A 15,406-nucleotide genomic window follows, 5' to 3' on the forward strand; every position below is an offset into this window, starting at 1 on the left:
GGTTTATTTTAAAAGCTTTTCCGGTGTGAAAGAACGCGCCGCGACAAACCAGAGAAGACAGTCAACTACCAGTAAAACCACCGCAATGATCAGCAGGATCAGCGCGTTCAGCTGAAACAGGCCGGTGAACTGCCCCACAAAAAGAAGGACAAGCGGCAGAACGATGTATCCCGACGTCTGGAAGGACTCCATGTAGCTTTTGCTCCTGCCCGAAACCAGCACCATAAAGACCACTCCGAAAACCGTGACCCCGGGCGCCAGAAAAAGCACGAGTACGAGCCAGTTCCAGTTCAGGAAAAACGGCATGCCGAGGAAAAGGTCCCCCGCCGTGATGACGCAGGCAAACACCACAAAGGAGATACCCGTGGCGATCGCGGATAAAAAGACGCAGCTGAGCACCTTGGCTTTGAAAATCGATTTTACGCTCAAAGGGGTCAGAAGCAGCGTCTGGATCGTTCCGCGTTCCTTCTCGCCGACAAAGCTGCTTGCCGCCGAAACACTGGAAACCATCAGGGGAATCATCAGAAAGAACATGGGACAGACCACATTTGTCATAATGTAGAACATACCCTGCTTGACGGAAAAATACGACGCTTCCCGCGGAAGGAGTTGCAGCATCTGGTCAACGCCGTTCATCTCCCCTGCCGGGACGAAAAGGATCATAAGAAGGTACATGACGGGCAGGAGCAGAACCATCAGCAGCGGCACGAAAATAATGGTATTGCGCGCCATTCTGGTGTTCCAGATCTCCCCGAAATCCTTATTTACAACCGCCTGTTCGGCTGACGACAGCAATTTCATTGTGCTTCCTCCTGACGCTTCAGATATTCAAAATAGATGTCTTCCAGCGTCGGCTTTACCAAACGCGCTTCAAAAACATCATGCCCGGATTCAACGACGGTTTTCAGCAGCTTCGGCATCTGATCTTCCCGCTCAAGCTCCGTCCGCCACCATCCGCCGTCGGCGTCAAAGCCGTCCAGGGAATCCCCCTCGGGAAGTCGGAAAGCGGCCTTGACGCGGCAGCCGATCTCGCTGCAAAGGGCCTCGAGGCTGCCCCCGGCGATCAGCCTGCCTTTATCAACGATTCCATAGCTGTCGCAGATGTCCTGCGCGTAGCGCAGCTGATGGGTGCAGAGGAACACCGTCGTACCGGTATTTCCCGCCAGATCCGTAATCATGGAATTAACCGTCTGTGCGGATTCCGGATCAAGCCCGCTGGTGGGCTCGTCCAGAAAAAGCACCTGGGGACGGTTGATCAGCGCGCGGGCCAGAGAGAGGCGCTGCGCCATGCCGGTGGAATATTCGCTCAGCTTTTTTTCACGCGCGTCCCACAGGTCAAGCTCTTTTAAAAGCTGGACCGCCCGCTCATTGCCCTCGTCGCGGCTCAGGCCCGCCGTCTGGGCAAAAAAGAGAAGGTTCTGCGTGCCCGTCAGCTGGCCGTACATTCTGGCGGATTCCGTCATGACCCCGCAAAGCCGGTGGACGTCGCCGGGGGCTTTCACGGGATTCAGGTCAAGCACCGTACACTCCCCCTGCGTCGGTTTCAGGAGCCCCGTAAACAGTTTGACGGATGTCGTTTTTCCAGCCCCGTTCGGGCCCAGGAAGCCGTACACGCTGCCCTGCGGAATGTCCAGATTCAGGTCGTTCAGGGCATTGGTTTTCCCATCATAGGATTTCGTAAGACCTTTTGCGCTGACTGCGTACAAAAGCGATCCCTCCTTTTCCCCTTTATTCTTGGGAATCTGTGGTCATTTTAATCTTTGAAAAATCGTGTATGTTCTGAATGTTTTCAAGGATGCCGCGGTGATCCGCGGACGCCATCAGCCTGCTGCGGTTTTTCAGAAGCTTCTGCAGCTCCTCCACGCCGCCGGGCCCGGCGATACAGCCGCCCTCGCACGCCATGCCCTCCACAAAATCTTCCTCCAGGCGTCCGGCGTTCAGGAGCATCAGAGTCTTTTTGCACTCGGCCGCGCCGTTGCATTTTACGCAGGTAAACGGCAGCTCAAAATTCTGTTCCTCCAGCGCCTGCCTAACCGCGCCGGAAACGCCGCCGCTCTGCGCAAAGCCCTTGCCGGCGCGGCTTCCGTCCTGCTCGTTTTCCGCTTCCTCAAGGACGTTGATCTCCCTCGCGCTGAACATGGCCTCAAGCTCTTCAAAGGTCATGACATAGTCGGCGGTATCCTGAACCTTCCGGATTTCAATTTTCTTGGCAATGCAGGGCCCGATAAAGACGACTTTGCTGCCGGGATGCTCCGCCTTTATGTATCGGACGGTCAGCGTCATGGGAGAAGCGGTGTGCGAAATCAGCGGAACCAGCTTCGGAAAATGCTTTTCTATCATCTCCACAAAGGCCGGGCAGCAGGAGGTGGTCATCTTCCGCTTGCTTTCCAGCGCTTCCCGGAGCTCCTGCGCCTCATGGAAAGTCGTTGCGTCCGCACCGAGGGAAACCTCTGCGACGCCTGTAAAGCCCAGCTTTTTGATCGCGGATTTCAGCATGCCGACATTGGCGGCGCCAAAATGCCCTTCAATGGCCGGCGCGAAAACCGCGTAGACCGGCTTGCCGGATTTGATTTCCTCAATCACGTTGACAATGCTGGAACGGTCGGTGATTGCGCCGAAAGGGCAGTTTTTCGTGCAGGCGCCGCAGTTGATGCAGCGGGAATAGTCGATGGCGGCCCGCTTGTATTCATCTTTTGTAATCGCTTTGACGGGACAGGCCCGGATGCAGGGGCGCATGGTGTCGGAAATCGCATTGTACGGACAGGCTGCAGCGCAGCGTCCGCATTCCTTGCATTTGGCGGGGTCGATGTATGCGCCCTTGGGAGTAATGGAAATGGCGCCGAACGGGCAGGCCGCGTGGCATTTTTTCGCGAGGCAGTGCTGACAGTTGTCCGTGACGTTAAAGCGGTTGATCGGACAGCCCTCGCAGGCCGCCGTAAGCACCGCGACGATATTGCCGTCATCCTGTCCGGGCAGGTTTTCCCCGCGCGCGGAAATCAGGCGTTCCCGGATAATTTCACGCTCACGGTAAATACAGCAGCGGAATTCCGGCAGAGGCCCCGGGATGATTTCATAAGGGATGGTGTCAAGGTGTTCCTTCAGCGTGCCTTCGTATGCGTATTGAGCGGCCTTGGTCAGTACTTCGTATTTTAATTGCTTGGCGTCATTATTATATTGCATGAATAATCCTCATCCGTTTAATAGTAATATTTTTCTACTTTTTTGCCGAGCTGCTGCACAAGGGTGCAGAGCTCTTCGATCAGCTTGATCTTAATGCTCAGGTCGGCCGGGAGGCCGGGGTTCTGGTGGGCGGGATTGATCGCCCTGCCGATATAAACCTTCAGGTCGGTACAGTCCTCCAGAAGAAGCCTGGCGAGCATTGCCGCGCCGTTCGGCTGGTCCAGGACATGAAAATAGTAGGAGTCGGTCTGGTGGGAAAGATACTCCTTCAGGATTTCCACCGTCCGGCTGAGAGTCAGGACGCCCTCGGTCACAAGGTCGATCCCCTCTATTTTTCCGGTGGGCGGAATATCCGGATCTGTGTAATGAATCGTGGTCTCGATCTTCCGGTTCAATACTCTGGATACGATATTGGCGCTTGTTCCCCCGCAGACCACCCTCTTTCCCGGGGAGGTCATAAAATCATGGACGATCCTGGCGTCGTCCTCCTTGCGGACCGGCGGCCCGGAAAGAAGGCTGACCATACAGCGCGGGGTGACTTTTAAAATCAGATTGGTGGAATCGTCCCCCGGCTTTCCCAGATAAAGCTCGTTGACGGCCTGCGACAGCGAAACTGCAAGCCGCGGCGCGGACGTTTCCTTCAGGGTCGTCTTGGCAAGCCATGCGGAAACATTTTCCCAGTTCCAGCCGAAATTGAGCGCCTGACCTACGCCGGCGTAGACAATGCCGTCGCTGACAAGGGCGATCACATCTCCGGGACAGACGGTAAAATGGCTTTCCGTTACAGTCTTTCCGGCGCATTCTTTGATTTCCGAGCAGTTCTCCAGATCAATGGTCCTGCCGTTTCGCACAAAGATGCAGGGAGGATTGTCAAACTCCACCAAAGAGACGTCGCCGTCGTCGGACACCCGGATGACGCTAAAGGTGGAATAGGCCAGCTTGCGGATATTGCAGACCGGCAGCGTTTTGGCGATGGTCTCGACCGCCTCCACCAGAGTCGCTCCCTCTTCCAGCATGGTGGAAATAATGCTGGAGGTCAGAGTGGAAAGGATATTGGCTTTTACACCGCTGCCCAGCCCGTCGGCCAGAACCGCGATGGTGGCGTCCTTTGTGCGCGAGACGATCACCTTGTCCCCGCACAGCTCTTCGCCGTATTTATTCAGACTTCGATACGCGGTGTCAACATGCATTTTCATTGTTCATCACCGTCAAACACAATCATATTTTTCAGTTTGGTCAGCGTGACCTTTGTTTCCGCCGTCGTTTCCCCGAGCAGGCTCGCAATCTGCTGCGCGGCTACCATTTGTTTGTCAATGACCTTCTGGGCCATCTCCATGGTTTCGCTGCGGAGCTTATACTTGCTTTCCAGCTCTGCTTCCTCACGGGTGATATCCTTGTAAATCCCCATGGCGATGTTCTGCTTCGCGATATACACAATGGTCTGCATCGTGGTAATTCCATAATCCCGGAAATGCACCTTTTTGTCCGGGATGGACTGTCTTGCGTCAAAAACATACTGAAAATCGGAGGAATCCATAATCTCGTAAATGCATTTCTGCAGAGCCTCGTGGCGGGAAATCTGAAACGCCTTCTCCGCCGCGGTGTTGAATTCAATAATATTCAGGTCCTTGTCAACAATGATGGTGATGTTGGGCGTTTCGGTCAGCACACAGTTGGAAAGCGATTCGGCGCGTTCCTTCATATACGGCATACACATGGTCAGCTCGGCCTTGTTCTGGTAGACGGCAACCGCCTTGTCCCGGCAGGTCGGATAGCCGCAGGAACCGCAGTTGAGCTCATCCTCCGGCGACTCCTTGCCGATTTTCGCCAGAATCATGCGGATCGTCGCTTCATCAGGAATATCTTCCCGCACGGAACAGTCCACAAACTGCATTCCCATAGGAATCTGCTCCGGCAGATTGGGGTATTCACCGGCGTCCTCACCGGCGTATTTTCTGACCTTCATGGAGGAGGAGAAGCGCGAAGCCGCGTCCCTGTTGGAAATCGGCCCGTTGACACAGCCGTCCCTGCACATGTTGATCTCTATGAAGCAATGCCGCAGATCGCCGCGTTCCAGCGCTTTGCAGAGGTCAATGCATTCCGCGGAGCCGCTTACGCTGAGCATCTTCCAGTCGTCCGTATCGCCCATGGCGCGCAGGGAAGCGATGATTCCGTCCGTCACCGGATACATCCGCAGGATTCGCGAGCTTGGGTTGAGAAAGGATGCCGGCTGCGCTTCATGAATAGAAATATGCTCTTCCTCCATCCATCTGGCCAGATCGTCAAAGGTAATCACGGCGTCCACATCATTGTTGTGGCGGATATCGGCGGCCTCGCCGATCTTTGCGATGCACGGGCCTACAAATACGACGCGGGTACCGTATCCAAAGGTCTTTTTCAGCAGCCTGGCGTGCGCGATCATCGGAGAAACCACGGGCGCCATCTGGCCGACCAGGGACGGATAATAATGCTCGATCAGTCTGTTTGCCGAAGGGCAGCAGGTGGTAATGATGTTTTCCATACAGTTCTCCTGCATCAGCCGGTGGTACTCCGCCGTCACATAAGCCGCTCCCATGCTTGTTTCGGCTACGCCGTAAAAGCCCAGAGCTTTCACAGCCCCCGCAAACTTTTGCACATCATCAAAATCAAAGGAGCCCACGTAGGACGGGGCCACGGAAAGAATGGCCCGGACGCCCTTCCCGATCATTTCCCTGACAGCCGCAGCATCGCTGTTCAGCGTCTTTGCATTCTGCGGGCACTGCTCCAGGCAGGTTCCGCATAAAACACAGTTCCGCTCAATAATCTGCGCCTGTGCATGTTCCACTTTAATGGATTTAACCGGGCAAACCTTTACGCACTTATAACAGTTTTTACAGTTTGCCGCCTTTAAACCGATAATCCCCATTTTATGTCCCCACTTCCGCTTTACTCAGTTACTTGATTCTCGGCACAATTTCGTAGTTAAAAAATGATTCTGCTTCGGACGGAGTAACATTGAAGCGCTCCTCGTCCACACAGATGCATACTCCGTTCTTGGAGCATTCCCCCATACAGAACGACCCTTTGAGCGTAACTTTGTCCTCCAGACGATGAAACGCTATCAGCCTTTCAAAAATTTTGATGACGTCGCGCGAACCCTTCAGATGACAGGAACTTCCTATACAGATCGTGATTTCCAAAGTTGCCATCCCTCTCACTCATCATTTGTTAATTTTTTAACGCATAATTATTATAACATGCTCCGCCTGTTCTCACAAGCAGTTTTCGGACAAAGGTCTTACAAGGAAAGGTATTGCAGGCTGTATTTGTATTTATTATAAAGTTTTTCAAGGCTAATTTCAATACGGTTAGCGCATTTACAGTCCTTCCCATAAAAAAGCGGGCGCGCCGCACGGCGCGCCCCAAAAGCTGTATTTGCGTTCAGCCTATTCCAGATTCAGTTTCTTTTTCAGCATCCAGTTGGTCAGAAAATAATACGCCGCTCCGAACACAAGCATATACGCCAGCAATGCCAGCAGCAAATACTGGACCGCCAGAATCTGGTCGGAATTGGCCGCCGTGCTGAGCCAGTTGAAATAGCGGGTAAAGTTTCCGCCGAAAGACGTCAGCAGAATGGAAGTGACAATCTGCTCGATCACGCCGAAGCCCAGATAAGCGCCGATGCCGAGCAGGATCTTATGTTTGGAGCTCATGTTGCCCACCGTGATGGAGGCATAGATCGTAAGGACCTGGCAAAGGACACCGGCAACCGCCAACAGCAGGCTTTCCAGAAGGATCATATAAGCCCCGGGACCCACCCTGCTTAAAAGGTCCATACAGGCCGTGAAAAACTGCTGGAGGGACAGAATGGTCTTATCGTTTACCGCCAGCACAAAAACGGACGCCAATGATACAAGAACGCTCAGAACCGTCCACATCAGGGAGACGAGCATCTTGCAGTCGATATGGCTGTGAATCTTCACCGGCAGCGTAAAGGACAGGTAGCCCTCGTCGGACAGCAGATTCTTGTTGTAGCGCTGAATGGTGACCACCAGCGTCATGACGCAGATGCCGATAATAATGATCCCGAAAACCGTTGCGGAAATGACCTGCGGGATTCTCAGGTAATCGGCGTTCACCGCGATGAAGAACTTATTCAGCAGCGCGAAAACGATCAGAAGCGCATACATCGGCAGAAAGATTTTGGCCGTCGCCTGTATTTCATATTTCAAAAGTTTCCTCAGCATTTAAATACCTCCCTGAACAGCGCATCCACGCTCTTATTCTCTTTTTCACGGATGTCGTCGACCGTGGAGGTCAGCACGATGTTGCCCTGATTGATAAAGACGACCTCATCCAGTACCTTTTCAACGTCCGCAATCAGGTGGGTGGAGATCACGATAGTGGCTTCGTCGCTGTAATTGCTGATGATCGTGTCGAGAATGTAGTCCCTTGCCGCAGGGTCCACTCCGCCGATCGGCTCATCCAGCAGATAAAGCTTTGCCTCGCGGCTCATGACCAGAATCAGCTGTACCTTCTCCTTTGTGCCCTTGCTCATGGTTTTCAGCCTTTGGGCGGGGTCCACGCCGAGCCGTCGGAGCATGTCATACGCCTTCTGCTTATTGAAATCCTCATAAAAATCAGCAAAAAAATTGATCATACTGTTGACATTCATCCAGTCGTTCAGGTAGGTCCGCTCCGGAAGATAAGAAACCATCTTCTTTGTTTCTATGCCCGGTTCCATCCCCTCGATCAGGATTTTTCCGCTGGTCGGTGTAATCAGGCCGTTGGCCAGCTTGATCATGGTGCTTTTGCCGCTGCCGTTCGGGCCGAGCAAGCCGACAATCCTGCCTTTGGGTATGGCCAGATTGATCGAGTTCAGTGCCAGACATCCGGGAAAGAATTTCACCAGATTTTGGCATTCCAAAATGTTCTCCATTATTTTTCCTCCTTCGAGATCCTCTCAAGCAGAGAGATTGTCTGCTGCCTGTCATAGCCTAAATTGCCCATGTTTTCTATAAATTCTTCAATCAGTCCCTGAGCCAGACTGTTTTTCGTCTGCATAATGCGCTCCACATCCTCTGTTACAAATCTGCCGCTGGTACGCTGTGAATATAATAAGCCGTCATTCTCAAGCTGCGCCAGCGCGCGCTGCATGGTATTCGGGTTGACAGAAGCCTCTCCGGCCATGTCGCGGACCGACGGCAGCTTTGAACCGGCAGGATAAACGCCCGATACGATCAAAAGCTCTATCTGTTCGATCAGCTGCGCATAAATCGGTCTGTCGGATTTCAAATTCCAGGCCATGGATCCACCTCCGTTCTGTATTATTGTACTAATAACTTAATACAATAATACATCATATTTTCAATTTGTCAATAGCTTTTCAAAAAAAATAAAAGAAAACGCCGGAAGCTTCCCTCCGGCGCATGTTTTGAAATTTATTTCCCGTGTACGGAAGACGTCCCCTTTTCACAAAGATAGGTGCTTTCCAGATCCGAAAGATGCAGCTTCACGGCAATAGGATATTTCTGCCACGCCAGACCGATGGAAAAGCTTCCGCCCCGGACGGATTCGTCGAAGCCGCCCATGTGCCAGCGGATGGCAATCGCCTCGCTGGTTTTGAGGCGCATAAACCGCTCGATCAGAAAGACCGATTTTTCACCGTGACCGTACGGATAGCTGTCCTCTATCGTATAGTACGGGCGCTTTTCCCACGCGCCGGTCTCTTCGTTTTTCACATTGCGGGTGCTCTCTTTATAAAACTGGGCTTTGCAGACGTCGTGCAGAAGCCCGCAGATGGCAAAGCTTTCTTCACTGTCCGTCTCCGCGTTGAAGTGTTTATCCATCATCACGCGGTACACGCTGACACTGTGCTGAACAAGTCCGCCCAGACAGGCGCAGTGAAATTTCGTGCTTGCGGGCGCGGTAAAAAAGTCGGTGGTTTTCAGCCATTCCAGCAGCTCCGCGCTCCCGGCCCTCGTGATTTTGGATATGTATATTTTTTCAAAGTCCTCTTTGTATCCCATAACAAATGCCCCCATTCTATGGTATTATTATATCATAGAAACGAGGGCATTCATAGACCCTGCTTTTAAATTACAAATCAAACTTCTCAGAATTTGCGGGTAAAGATATCGCTGTGTTCGATCAGGCTTTCCACCGTGTCAAAGCCAAGTCGGTGCAGCAGTTCGATCACATAGGGGTTGTCTATCGGGGTCTGATAGACGGCTTCCTGGCCGTACTGGTTCACGTTTTCGCGGCCCTCCCCGCGGGGGATCAAAGCCTTCGGCCCGCCGACACAGCCGCCGACACAGCCCATACCCTCCAGGAAGTTCGCGTCGATTTTTCCGGCCAGCAGGTCGTTGATCATCGCCTTGCAGGCGGGAACCCCGTCGGCCTGATGGGCGCGGACGGTGATTTTCCGGTCGGGGCTTAAACGTTTGGACGTCCTCTGGACCGCCTCGCTGACGCCGCCGCTTCTGGCGTAAATTCTTCCCGCGCGTGATGAATGGTCGCGTTCGTCCTCCGGCAGCGCGGCAAGATCCAGCTTTGCGAATTCAAAAACATCCTGTATTTCCTGAAAGGTCAGGACAAAGTCCGTGGAATCCGAAATATCCGGCTCGCGCGCCTCGGCCTTCTTGGCGATGCAGGGCCCGATAAAGACGGTAAGTGCATCCGGATGAATGGCTTTAATGGCGCGGCCGCAGGCGACCATGGGGGAAACCGCACCGGGCACATGGGGCATCAGCTCGTGGTACACCTTGCGGATCATGGCGATCCACATGGGGCAGCAGCAGCTGGTAAGCTGGAAGTCGGTTTCCTTAACGATATTTTTATTAAATTCCAGTGCCTCTTTCAGGGTAAGGATGTCCGCAAAAAGGGCAACCTCGACCATGCCGGCAAACCCGAGCATCTTAAAGGCGGTGCGCAGTTTTCCGGGAGTCACGTCTTTGCTGAACTGGCTGATAAAGGCGGGGGCAATCATTGCGTAAACGGGTGCCTTTGCTTCATGTACGGCGGCAAGCGCGGGCAGAATGTCGCGGCTGGCCGTCAGCTTTTTGGCCTGGCAGCTCTCAATACACTCGGAGCAGCCGACGCACAGGTCTTTCTTAATTTGAACGTTTCCCTTTTCATCCCTGTAAAGGGCGTCAAAAAGGCATTTCCCCTCGCAGGGCGCCTGCTCGCTGCTGGAGCATTTACATTCTCCAATGCGAAGCACCGGCGCGTACTTTTCCGGATTCAGCAGACAGTCAAGGTGATGCGGGTCGAATTCCTGCTCCCGAATTTTTTCAAGCTCCTGCGGTTCCCTGTTTTCCACCGAAGCTTTTACAAGTCTTTCGTATAATTCATTGAATGTAGTCATGCTTTCCCTCCTGTCCTGTTATTGTATCCGTAAGATACATTTTCAATCATCTGGTACATTCTGTATTTTCTTACGGCAAAATCATAACACATAGAGGATTTTTTTTAAAGGGATACGGAAGATTTCATGCATTTTTGTCTGCCTTCCGATACACAAACTGCAAATATTTTCGCCGTAATGAAATAAATGAAATAATAGGCCGGAGAGATGATATAAAATAAAAAAAAGGATAGAAAATCAAAAAAGGCAGACGCAGCGTTTGGCTCGGGTAAAAAACAAAAAACGCACCTCACAAAGTGAAGTGCGCGATTGCGTCCAGCTTCAGGCTGGTGGAGCTACTGGTCAGAATCGAACTGACAACCTGCTCATTACGAATGAGCTGCTCTACCATTGAGCCACAGTAGCGTAATGGAAAAGGCATAAGCACTTTCATTTTCCGAACTCGGGAACTGCTCTTTGCACTGAAAATGCTTGTCTGAACAGCCAACTAAGATATTATACAAAATCAAAATGCACACGTCAAGAGCTAATCAAATAAATTTATTGTTAAAGGATTATTTTTAGGTGAATAAATATCACGTTATTATCGTGACGGCATGATATATTATATAATCTTGATTAATGTAAGCCCGTCGGCACTTCTTATAAAGGTGGTGTGACCTATTATTGAAAAAATCCATATAAACGAAAGGTTACGCGAGCTGCGTATAAAAAGCGGCTACACACAGGTGCAGATCGCAAAAATATTAAACATTGACCGCTCAACCTATTCGTACTATGAAATTGGCAAAACAACACCCGATATAACCGTACTGATGACCCTCGCCAAGGTCTTCAATATTGCCATAAATGATTTGCTGGCCGATGAAGGAACACCGGAAACGGTAGCGGACAGCGGGGCCAAATCCAATTTTATTTACAGCAAAAAAAATACAAGCCATATTTACGAGCTTTCCGGCAATGAAAAAATCCTGGTCGGCGTGTTCCGTTCCTGTACGGTGCAGGAACAGGAAAAAATATTGAAATACCTGAAGGAAAATATAAAAAAGTAACGGAAGCCCCGCAATCCGGATTGAAAGAAATCCGGTTGTATGTTAAAATAACAGCAGTACACGTTCCGAGTCAAAGCCAAGCCTGCTCCGGCGATTGGGGAGTACGTTTGCTTTGGCTTTTTTGCGTAGAATAAAATATTTGCCGGAGGTGTTGTTTATGGATTTTGACGCTTTTACCGGAGGGATCGAGCCGGGTGGACTCCGCAGCAAGAACGAGATACGCATTTTAATTTGCTATCTGTTGTCAAGCCTGGATGCACCGCTTTCAAAAAGCGATATTGTAAATATCATTCAGGACAACGGACTGGCAAACTATTTTGAAGTCACCGACGCGCTGGCGGAGCTGATCGAAAAGGGGAATATCATTGTCAGCGGAGAAAAGGACGAGCTCTGCTCGGCGAGCGGCACCGCCCGGATGATCGCCAAACAGCTGGACAGGGCGCTCCCCCACGTTGTACGGGACAAAGCGGTCGCGGCCGCGATCAACCTGCTGGCCAGGACAAAGCGCGAACGGGAAAACAAGGTGGAGATTACAAAAACCGAACGCGGCTACAACGTCGTCTGCCATATTTCCGGCGGCGATATGGATCTGATGAACTTTACCCTGCATGTCCCGGATCTGTATCAGGCCAACATGGTAAAGCACAACTTTCACCAGTCGCCGGAAAATGTCTACAGGATGCTGCTGGCGCTGGTGACCGGAAACAGCGAAATGGCCGCCGATATTTTGAAGGACCACACGGCGGCGCTCAAATAAAATAAAAAAGACGGGCAAAGCCCGCCTCAAGCTGTCGATAAATTCACTTCTCCTCTTTCAGCTCCCTCTTTGAGGGAGCTGGTGCGCCCGGCGCGACTGAAGGAGTGGGAAGCTTGAGGGAACCGGACTCCCCCAGTCAGGCTTCGCCTGCCAGCCCCCTCCCCGAGGGGGCCTTTTCTTCGTCTCATTTTATAATCAGATTCAAAAGCAGCAGCAGGGTCACCCCCGGAAGACCGGCGGCGCCGGAAACCCCTATGGTAAGCGGACTGAGCGGCAGGCTGACTCCGGTAAAAAATCCGGTCAGATTCACCGCAGCAAGCGCGCAAAGGCCCATGATGACACCGCCCGCCGCACGCTGCACGGGCTTTTTTGCCTTGACGATCACCTGAATCACCACGAGAAGCGCAAATACCCCGCACATGGAAAGCATAAGAATCAGATCGGGCAAAATCACACCCCCATTTCCTTGCATTTGAAAGGAGTACAACTGATTTCCCGCTGTTTTGCCAGGTTCAGCAGATATTTGTAACGGGAATGGAGTTCTTCGCGCTGATAAATACAGGCGTCTATCAAATTTTCGTCACATTCCAGTTCAAACCAGCAGTCGTTGCAGGCGATCAGACGACAGACTTCCTTGATTTCTTCCAGGATTTGTTTTTTATCATCATTTTCCTGAACAGCTGCGCAATCCGTGCGCTGCACCAGTTTTAAAACAGATTCCATACTAACAGCTCCGCCTTTCGGTTTTATATTTATGTTAGTATGATGGTCAAATATGCCAAAATTTATACCAATGTTTCAATATTTTGCCAATGAAGAGGGACTTTTTATGGAAACAAACGCAATTAAGGTTCCTCGTTTACGGAAGTATCCGGAATAAAGTCGATTCTGCCGCTCGTCACATCCGCGGCGACCGCCCGGACGGCAAGCTCCTGCCCGATGGTCAGCTTGCGGCCGGTGTTCTCGTCGACCTGCGTGATAACGCCGTCAAAGCGGAAACGTGCACCTTCAAAGCTGTCGACCGGCACAAAGCCCTCGACGGAATTCGGCAGCTCCACAAAAACGCCGCGCTGGGTCACCCCGCTGATGATTCCGGTATAACATTCGCCGATATGCTGCGTCATATATTCCGCCATATAGCAGTCCTCCGCGCTGCGCTCGGCCTGCATGGCGCGGACTTCCGCGGAAGAGGAAGCGGAGGCGGCGGCGTTCGCAAAGGTCAGGAACCTTCTGTTCAGCTCTGCCCTGTCCTTCGTTTCCAGCATGGCGGAAAGGATGCGGTGGATAGCCGTATCCGGATAGCGGCGGATGGGAGAGGTAAAGTGGCAGTAGTCCGCAAGCGCAAGTCCGAAATGTCCGATCGGGTTCGTATCGTAGCGCGCCTTTGCCATCGTCCGCAGAAGCTGATGGGAAATGACCTTCTGCGCGGGCGTGCCCTCCGCCTGATGCATGATATCGGCAAAGTCGGCGGTGGTAACGTCCCCCTCGTGTTTCAGGCTGCGCGCGTTCAGCCCGAGCGCCCCCACGAGCTGCGCCAGGTTCTCCACACGCTCCGGGCTGGGCTGCTCGTGCACGCGGTAGACAAACGGAATGGCATTCGCTTTGGCCAGCTTGGCGGCGGCCTGATTGGCCGTAATCATCAGCTGCTCGATCATCTGCTCGGAAACGCCCGTCTTCCGGGGCTCCACATTGACGCAGACCCCTTCCTCGTTCAGCGTGAATTTGGATTCCGTGCTGTCCAGATCCACTGTTCCGTTCTGAATGGAACGCGCCTTTAAAAGATCGGCGAGCTCCTTTGCCGCGTTGAGCGAGCGGATGACCGGAGCGTATTTTTTCCGCAGATCGGCGCCGGCCGTCTTGTCGAACAGTTGGTTCACTTCCGAATAAACGCCGCGCACCTTGGAACGGATCACGCTTTTCCGGAACTGGTAGGAAAGGATTTCCCCCTGTCCGTTCAGCTGGATAATGGCCGAAAAGGTCAGCTTGTCCTCTCCGGCGTTCAGCGAGCAGACCCCGTTGGAAAGCTCCTTGGGAAGCATGGGGATGACGCGGTCGGCGAAATAAACGGAGGTCCCCCGCTCCAGCGCTTCCGCATCGATGGCGCCGCCCTCTTTTACATAATGGCTGACATCCGCGATATGGACGCCGAGCTTGTAGCCCGTTTTTGTCCGGCTGACGGAAATAGCGTCGTCCAGGTCCTTCGCGTCCGCGCCGTCAATGGTGCAGATGCTAACGTCGCGCAGGTCAAGCCTGCCCTTCAGATCCTGTTCCGTAACCGTACCCGCGGCGATTTTTCGCGCTTCAGAAAGGACTTCGTCCGGAAATTTGGTCCGGATTCCGTTCTGGTCGATGATGGCGTCCGCACAGATTTTTGCGCTGCTCGATTTCCCGTAGACCTTGACGATCCGCGCAGAAAGCAGGGAGGTGCGGGGCGCACGGAATATTTCCGCCTGGACCTTGTCCCCGTCCCTCACGTTCTTTGCGGAGCTCTTTTCCACCGGGATATGGTAGCGGATCGCATCGTCCGGGGCAATCTCGCACAGTCCCTTGCCCCTGCTGAGCGTACCGGTAATGACCCGGCTGCTTTTTTCCGAAATCTCGTCCACGTGGGCGCTCGGCCCTTTGGCGCTCTGCTTCACATGCTTCAGGAGAACCGTGTCGCCGATAAAGGCCTTTTTCAGATTGTCGGCGTGAATAAACAGATCCTCTCCGCCGTCCGACGGGCGTGCGAAAGCAAAGCCTTTGGAAAGGGACACGATGGTCGCCTTGACGGTTTTCCTTTCCTCCGGCAGACGGACGCGGTGTTTTTTATTGACCTCCACGGCGCCCTCGTCCCTCAGCTGATTTAACGCGCGGTAAAAGTTTTTGCTATCTTTTACCCCAAGCTTTTTGAGCAGTCCGCGAGAAGTGACGCTCTGCGGATAAGCCTGCATGTATTGTATAATTTTCCTCTTGATTTCCTCTAACATGGTTCCTCCGAATTTATGATCAATTTTATGATTCCCATTTTTAAACAACCTGCGTAAAACGAGGCGGCGCGTCGATAAGAAAAGCCCCGCTTTACACAAGCGG

General features: G+C 52.6%; 16 protein-coding genes and 1 tRNA gene. 2 read left to right on the plus strand and 15 right to left on the minus strand.

Annotated features, from left to right (window positions below):
• Positions 1-3: 3 nt before the first annotated feature.
• From ACRQV7_RS09425 to ACRQV7_RS09480, 12 genes are all read right to left on the minus strand, one after another.
• The gene (locus tag ACRQV7_RS09425) at positions 4-801 is read right to left on the minus strand and encodes an ABC transporter permease subunit (RefSeq protein WP_444657935.1); all 798 of its coding nucleotides are present in this window, start codon (positions 799-801) and stop codon (positions 4-6) included.
• A complete protein-coding gene (locus ACRQV7_RS09430; protein WP_444657936.1) occupies positions 798-1,706 on the minus strand; it encodes an ABC transporter ATP-binding protein in 909 nt (302 codons plus the stop codon). Before ACRQV7_RS09430 ends, ACRQV7_RS09425 begins: the two co-directional genes overlap by 4 nt.
• A 22-nt stretch (positions 1,707-1,728) precedes the next feature.
• Complete coding sequence (locus tag ACRQV7_RS09435) at positions 1,729-3,180, minus strand: 4Fe-4S dicluster domain-containing protein (protein WP_275717613.1); 1,452 nt, start codon at positions 3,178-3,180, stop codon at positions 1,729-1,731.
• 17 nt (positions 3,181-3,197) lie between these two features.
• Positions 3,198-4,376, minus strand: a complete 1,179-nt coding sequence (locus tag ACRQV7_RS09440; RefSeq protein ID WP_444657937.1) for a SpoIIE family protein phosphatase — start codon at positions 4,374-4,376, stop codon at positions 3,198-3,200.
• Complete coding sequence (locus ACRQV7_RS09445; RefSeq protein WP_444657938.1) at positions 4,373-6,085, minus strand: [Fe-Fe] hydrogenase large subunit C-terminal domain-containing protein; 1,713 nt, start codon at positions 6,083-6,085, stop codon at positions 4,373-4,375. The genes ACRQV7_RS09440 and ACRQV7_RS09445 overlap by 4 nt, the downstream gene beginning before the upstream one ends.
• 28 nt (positions 6,086-6,113) lie before the next feature.
• Entirely contained in the window at positions 6,114-6,368 is a 255-nt protein-coding gene (locus tag ACRQV7_RS09450; RefSeq protein WP_329493235.1) for a (2Fe-2S) ferredoxin domain-containing protein, read from the minus strand.
• Between the two features lie 237 nt (positions 6,369-6,605).
• Positions 6,606-7,406 carry a hypothetical protein gene (locus ACRQV7_RS09455; RefSeq protein ID WP_444657939.1) on the minus strand — a complete coding sequence of 267 codons (801 nt, stop codon included), beginning with the start codon at positions 7,404-7,406 and terminating at the stop codon, positions 6,606-6,608.
• Positions 7,400-8,098, minus strand: coding sequence for an ABC transporter ATP-binding protein (locus ACRQV7_RS09460; protein ID WP_275717609.1), 699 nt, complete (start codon positions 8,096-8,098; stop codon positions 7,400-7,402). The genes ACRQV7_RS09455 and ACRQV7_RS09460 overlap by 7 nt, the downstream gene beginning before the upstream one ends.
• A complete protein-coding gene (locus ACRQV7_RS09465; RefSeq protein WP_038324705.1) occupies positions 8,098-8,466 on the minus strand; it encodes a GntR family transcriptional regulator in 369 nt (122 codons plus the stop codon). Before ACRQV7_RS09465 ends, ACRQV7_RS09460 begins: the two co-directional genes overlap by 1 nt.
• A gap of 134 nt (positions 8,467-8,600) precedes the next feature.
• Positions 8,601-9,188: a hydrolase gene (locus ACRQV7_RS09470; RefSeq protein ID WP_275717607.1), complete on the minus strand. Its 588-nt coding sequence runs from the start codon at positions 9,186-9,188 to the stop codon at positions 8,601-8,603.
• 86 nt (positions 9,189-9,274) lie between these two features.
• Entirely contained in the window at positions 9,275-10,525 is a 1,251-nt protein-coding gene (locus tag ACRQV7_RS09475; RefSeq protein WP_444657940.1) for a [Fe-Fe] hydrogenase large subunit C-terminal domain-containing protein, read from the minus strand.
• Between the two features lie 330 nt (positions 10,526-10,855).
• Positions 10,856-10,930, minus strand: a tRNA-Thr gene (locus ACRQV7_RS09480).
• A gap of 275 nt (positions 10,931-11,205) precedes the next feature.
• Between ACRQV7_RS09480 and ACRQV7_RS09485 the strand changes: the two genes are divergently transcribed.
• Positions 11,206-11,577 (plus strand): helix-turn-helix domain-containing protein, encoded by a 372-nt coding sequence (locus ACRQV7_RS09485; protein WP_444660259.1) that lies wholly within the window; start codon positions 11,206-11,208, stop codon positions 11,575-11,577.
• 157 nt (positions 11,578-11,734) lie between these two features.
• Positions 11,735-12,334 carry a DUF4364 family protein gene (locus tag ACRQV7_RS09490; RefSeq protein WP_275717605.1) on the plus strand — a complete coding sequence of 200 codons (600 nt, stop codon included), beginning with the start codon at positions 11,735-11,737 and terminating at the stop codon, positions 12,332-12,334.
• Between the two features lie 184 nt (positions 12,335-12,518).
• On the opposite strand, the gene ACRQV7_RS09495 is transcribed toward ACRQV7_RS09490, so the two are convergent.
• The 3 genes from ACRQV7_RS09495 to rnr all read right to left on the minus strand — a co-directional run bounded on the left by ACRQV7_RS09495 (position 12,519) and on the right by rnr (position 15,303).
• On the minus strand, positions 12,519-12,782 hold the full coding sequence (locus ACRQV7_RS09495) for a pro-sigmaK processing inhibitor BofA family protein (RefSeq protein WP_275717604.1): 264 nt from the start codon (positions 12,780-12,782) through the stop codon (positions 12,519-12,521).
• Positions 12,783-12,784: 2 nt separating this feature from the next.
• Positions 12,785-13,057, minus strand: coding sequence for a DUF2508 family protein (locus ACRQV7_RS09500; protein ID WP_444657941.1), 273 nt, complete (start codon positions 13,055-13,057; stop codon positions 12,785-12,787).
• 122 nt (positions 13,058-13,179) lie between these two features.
• Positions 13,180-15,303 carry a ribonuclease R gene (gene rnr, locus ACRQV7_RS09505; RefSeq protein WP_444657942.1) on the minus strand — a complete coding sequence of 708 codons (2,124 nt, stop codon included), beginning with the start codon at positions 15,301-15,303 and terminating at the stop codon, positions 13,180-13,182.
• Positions 15,304-15,406 lie beyond the last annotated feature (103 nt).

Source organism: Caproiciproducens lactatisolvens (assembly GCF_052443335.1).
Classification (GTDB): Bacteria; Bacillota; Clostridia; order Oscillospirales; family Acutalibacteraceae; genus Caproiciproducens.

Excerpts from the sequence above, each read along its gene's own strand:
- ACRQV7_RS09425 (WP_444657935.1), bottom strand. The coding sequence starts at position 801 with ATGAAATTGCTGTCGTCAGCCGAACAGGCGGTTGTAAATAAGGATTTC.
- ACRQV7_RS09435 (WP_275717613.1), bottom strand. The coding sequence starts at position 3,180 with ATGCAATATAATAATGACGCCAAGCAATTAAAATACGAAGTACTGACC.
- ACRQV7_RS09440 (WP_444657937.1), bottom strand. The coding sequence starts at position 4,376 with ATGAAAATGCATGTTGACACCGCGTATCGAAGTCTGAATAAATACGGC.
- ACRQV7_RS09445 (WP_444657938.1), bottom strand. The coding sequence starts at position 6,085 with ATGGGGATTATCGGTTTAAAGGCGGCAAACTGTAAAAACTGTTATAAG.
- ACRQV7_RS09450 (WP_329493235.1), bottom strand. The coding sequence starts at position 6,368 with ATGGCAACTTTGGAAATCACGATCTGTATAGGAAGTTCCTGTCATCTG.
- ACRQV7_RS09455 (WP_444657939.1), bottom strand. The coding sequence starts at position 7,406 with ATGCTGAGGAAACTTTTGAAATATGAAATACAGGCGACGGCCAAAATC.
- ACRQV7_RS09460 (WP_275717609.1), bottom strand. The coding sequence starts at position 8,098 with ATGGAGAACATTTTGGAATGCCAAAATCTGGTGAAATTCTTTCCCGGA.
- ACRQV7_RS09465 (WP_038324705.1), bottom strand. The coding sequence starts at position 8,466 with ATGGCCTGGAATTTGAAATCCGACAGACCGATTTATGCGCAGCTGATC.
- ACRQV7_RS09470 (WP_275717607.1), bottom strand. The coding sequence starts at position 9,188 with ATGGGATACAAAGAGGACTTTGAAAAAATATACATATCCAAAATCACG.
- ACRQV7_RS09475 (WP_444657940.1), bottom strand. The coding sequence starts at position 10,525 with ATGACTACATTCAATGAATTATACGAAAGACTTGTAAAAGCTTCGGTG.
- ACRQV7_RS09490 (WP_275717605.1), top strand. The coding sequence starts at position 11,735 with ATGGATTTTGACGCTTTTACCGGAGGGATCGAGCCGGGTGGACTCCGC.
- ACRQV7_RS09500 (WP_444657941.1), bottom strand. The coding sequence starts at position 13,057 with ATGGAATCTGTTTTAAAACTGGTGCAGCGCACGGATTGCGCAGCTGTT.
- rnr (WP_444657942.1), bottom strand. The coding sequence starts at position 15,303 with ATGTTAGAGGAAATCAAGAGGAAAATTATACAATACATGCAGGCTTAT.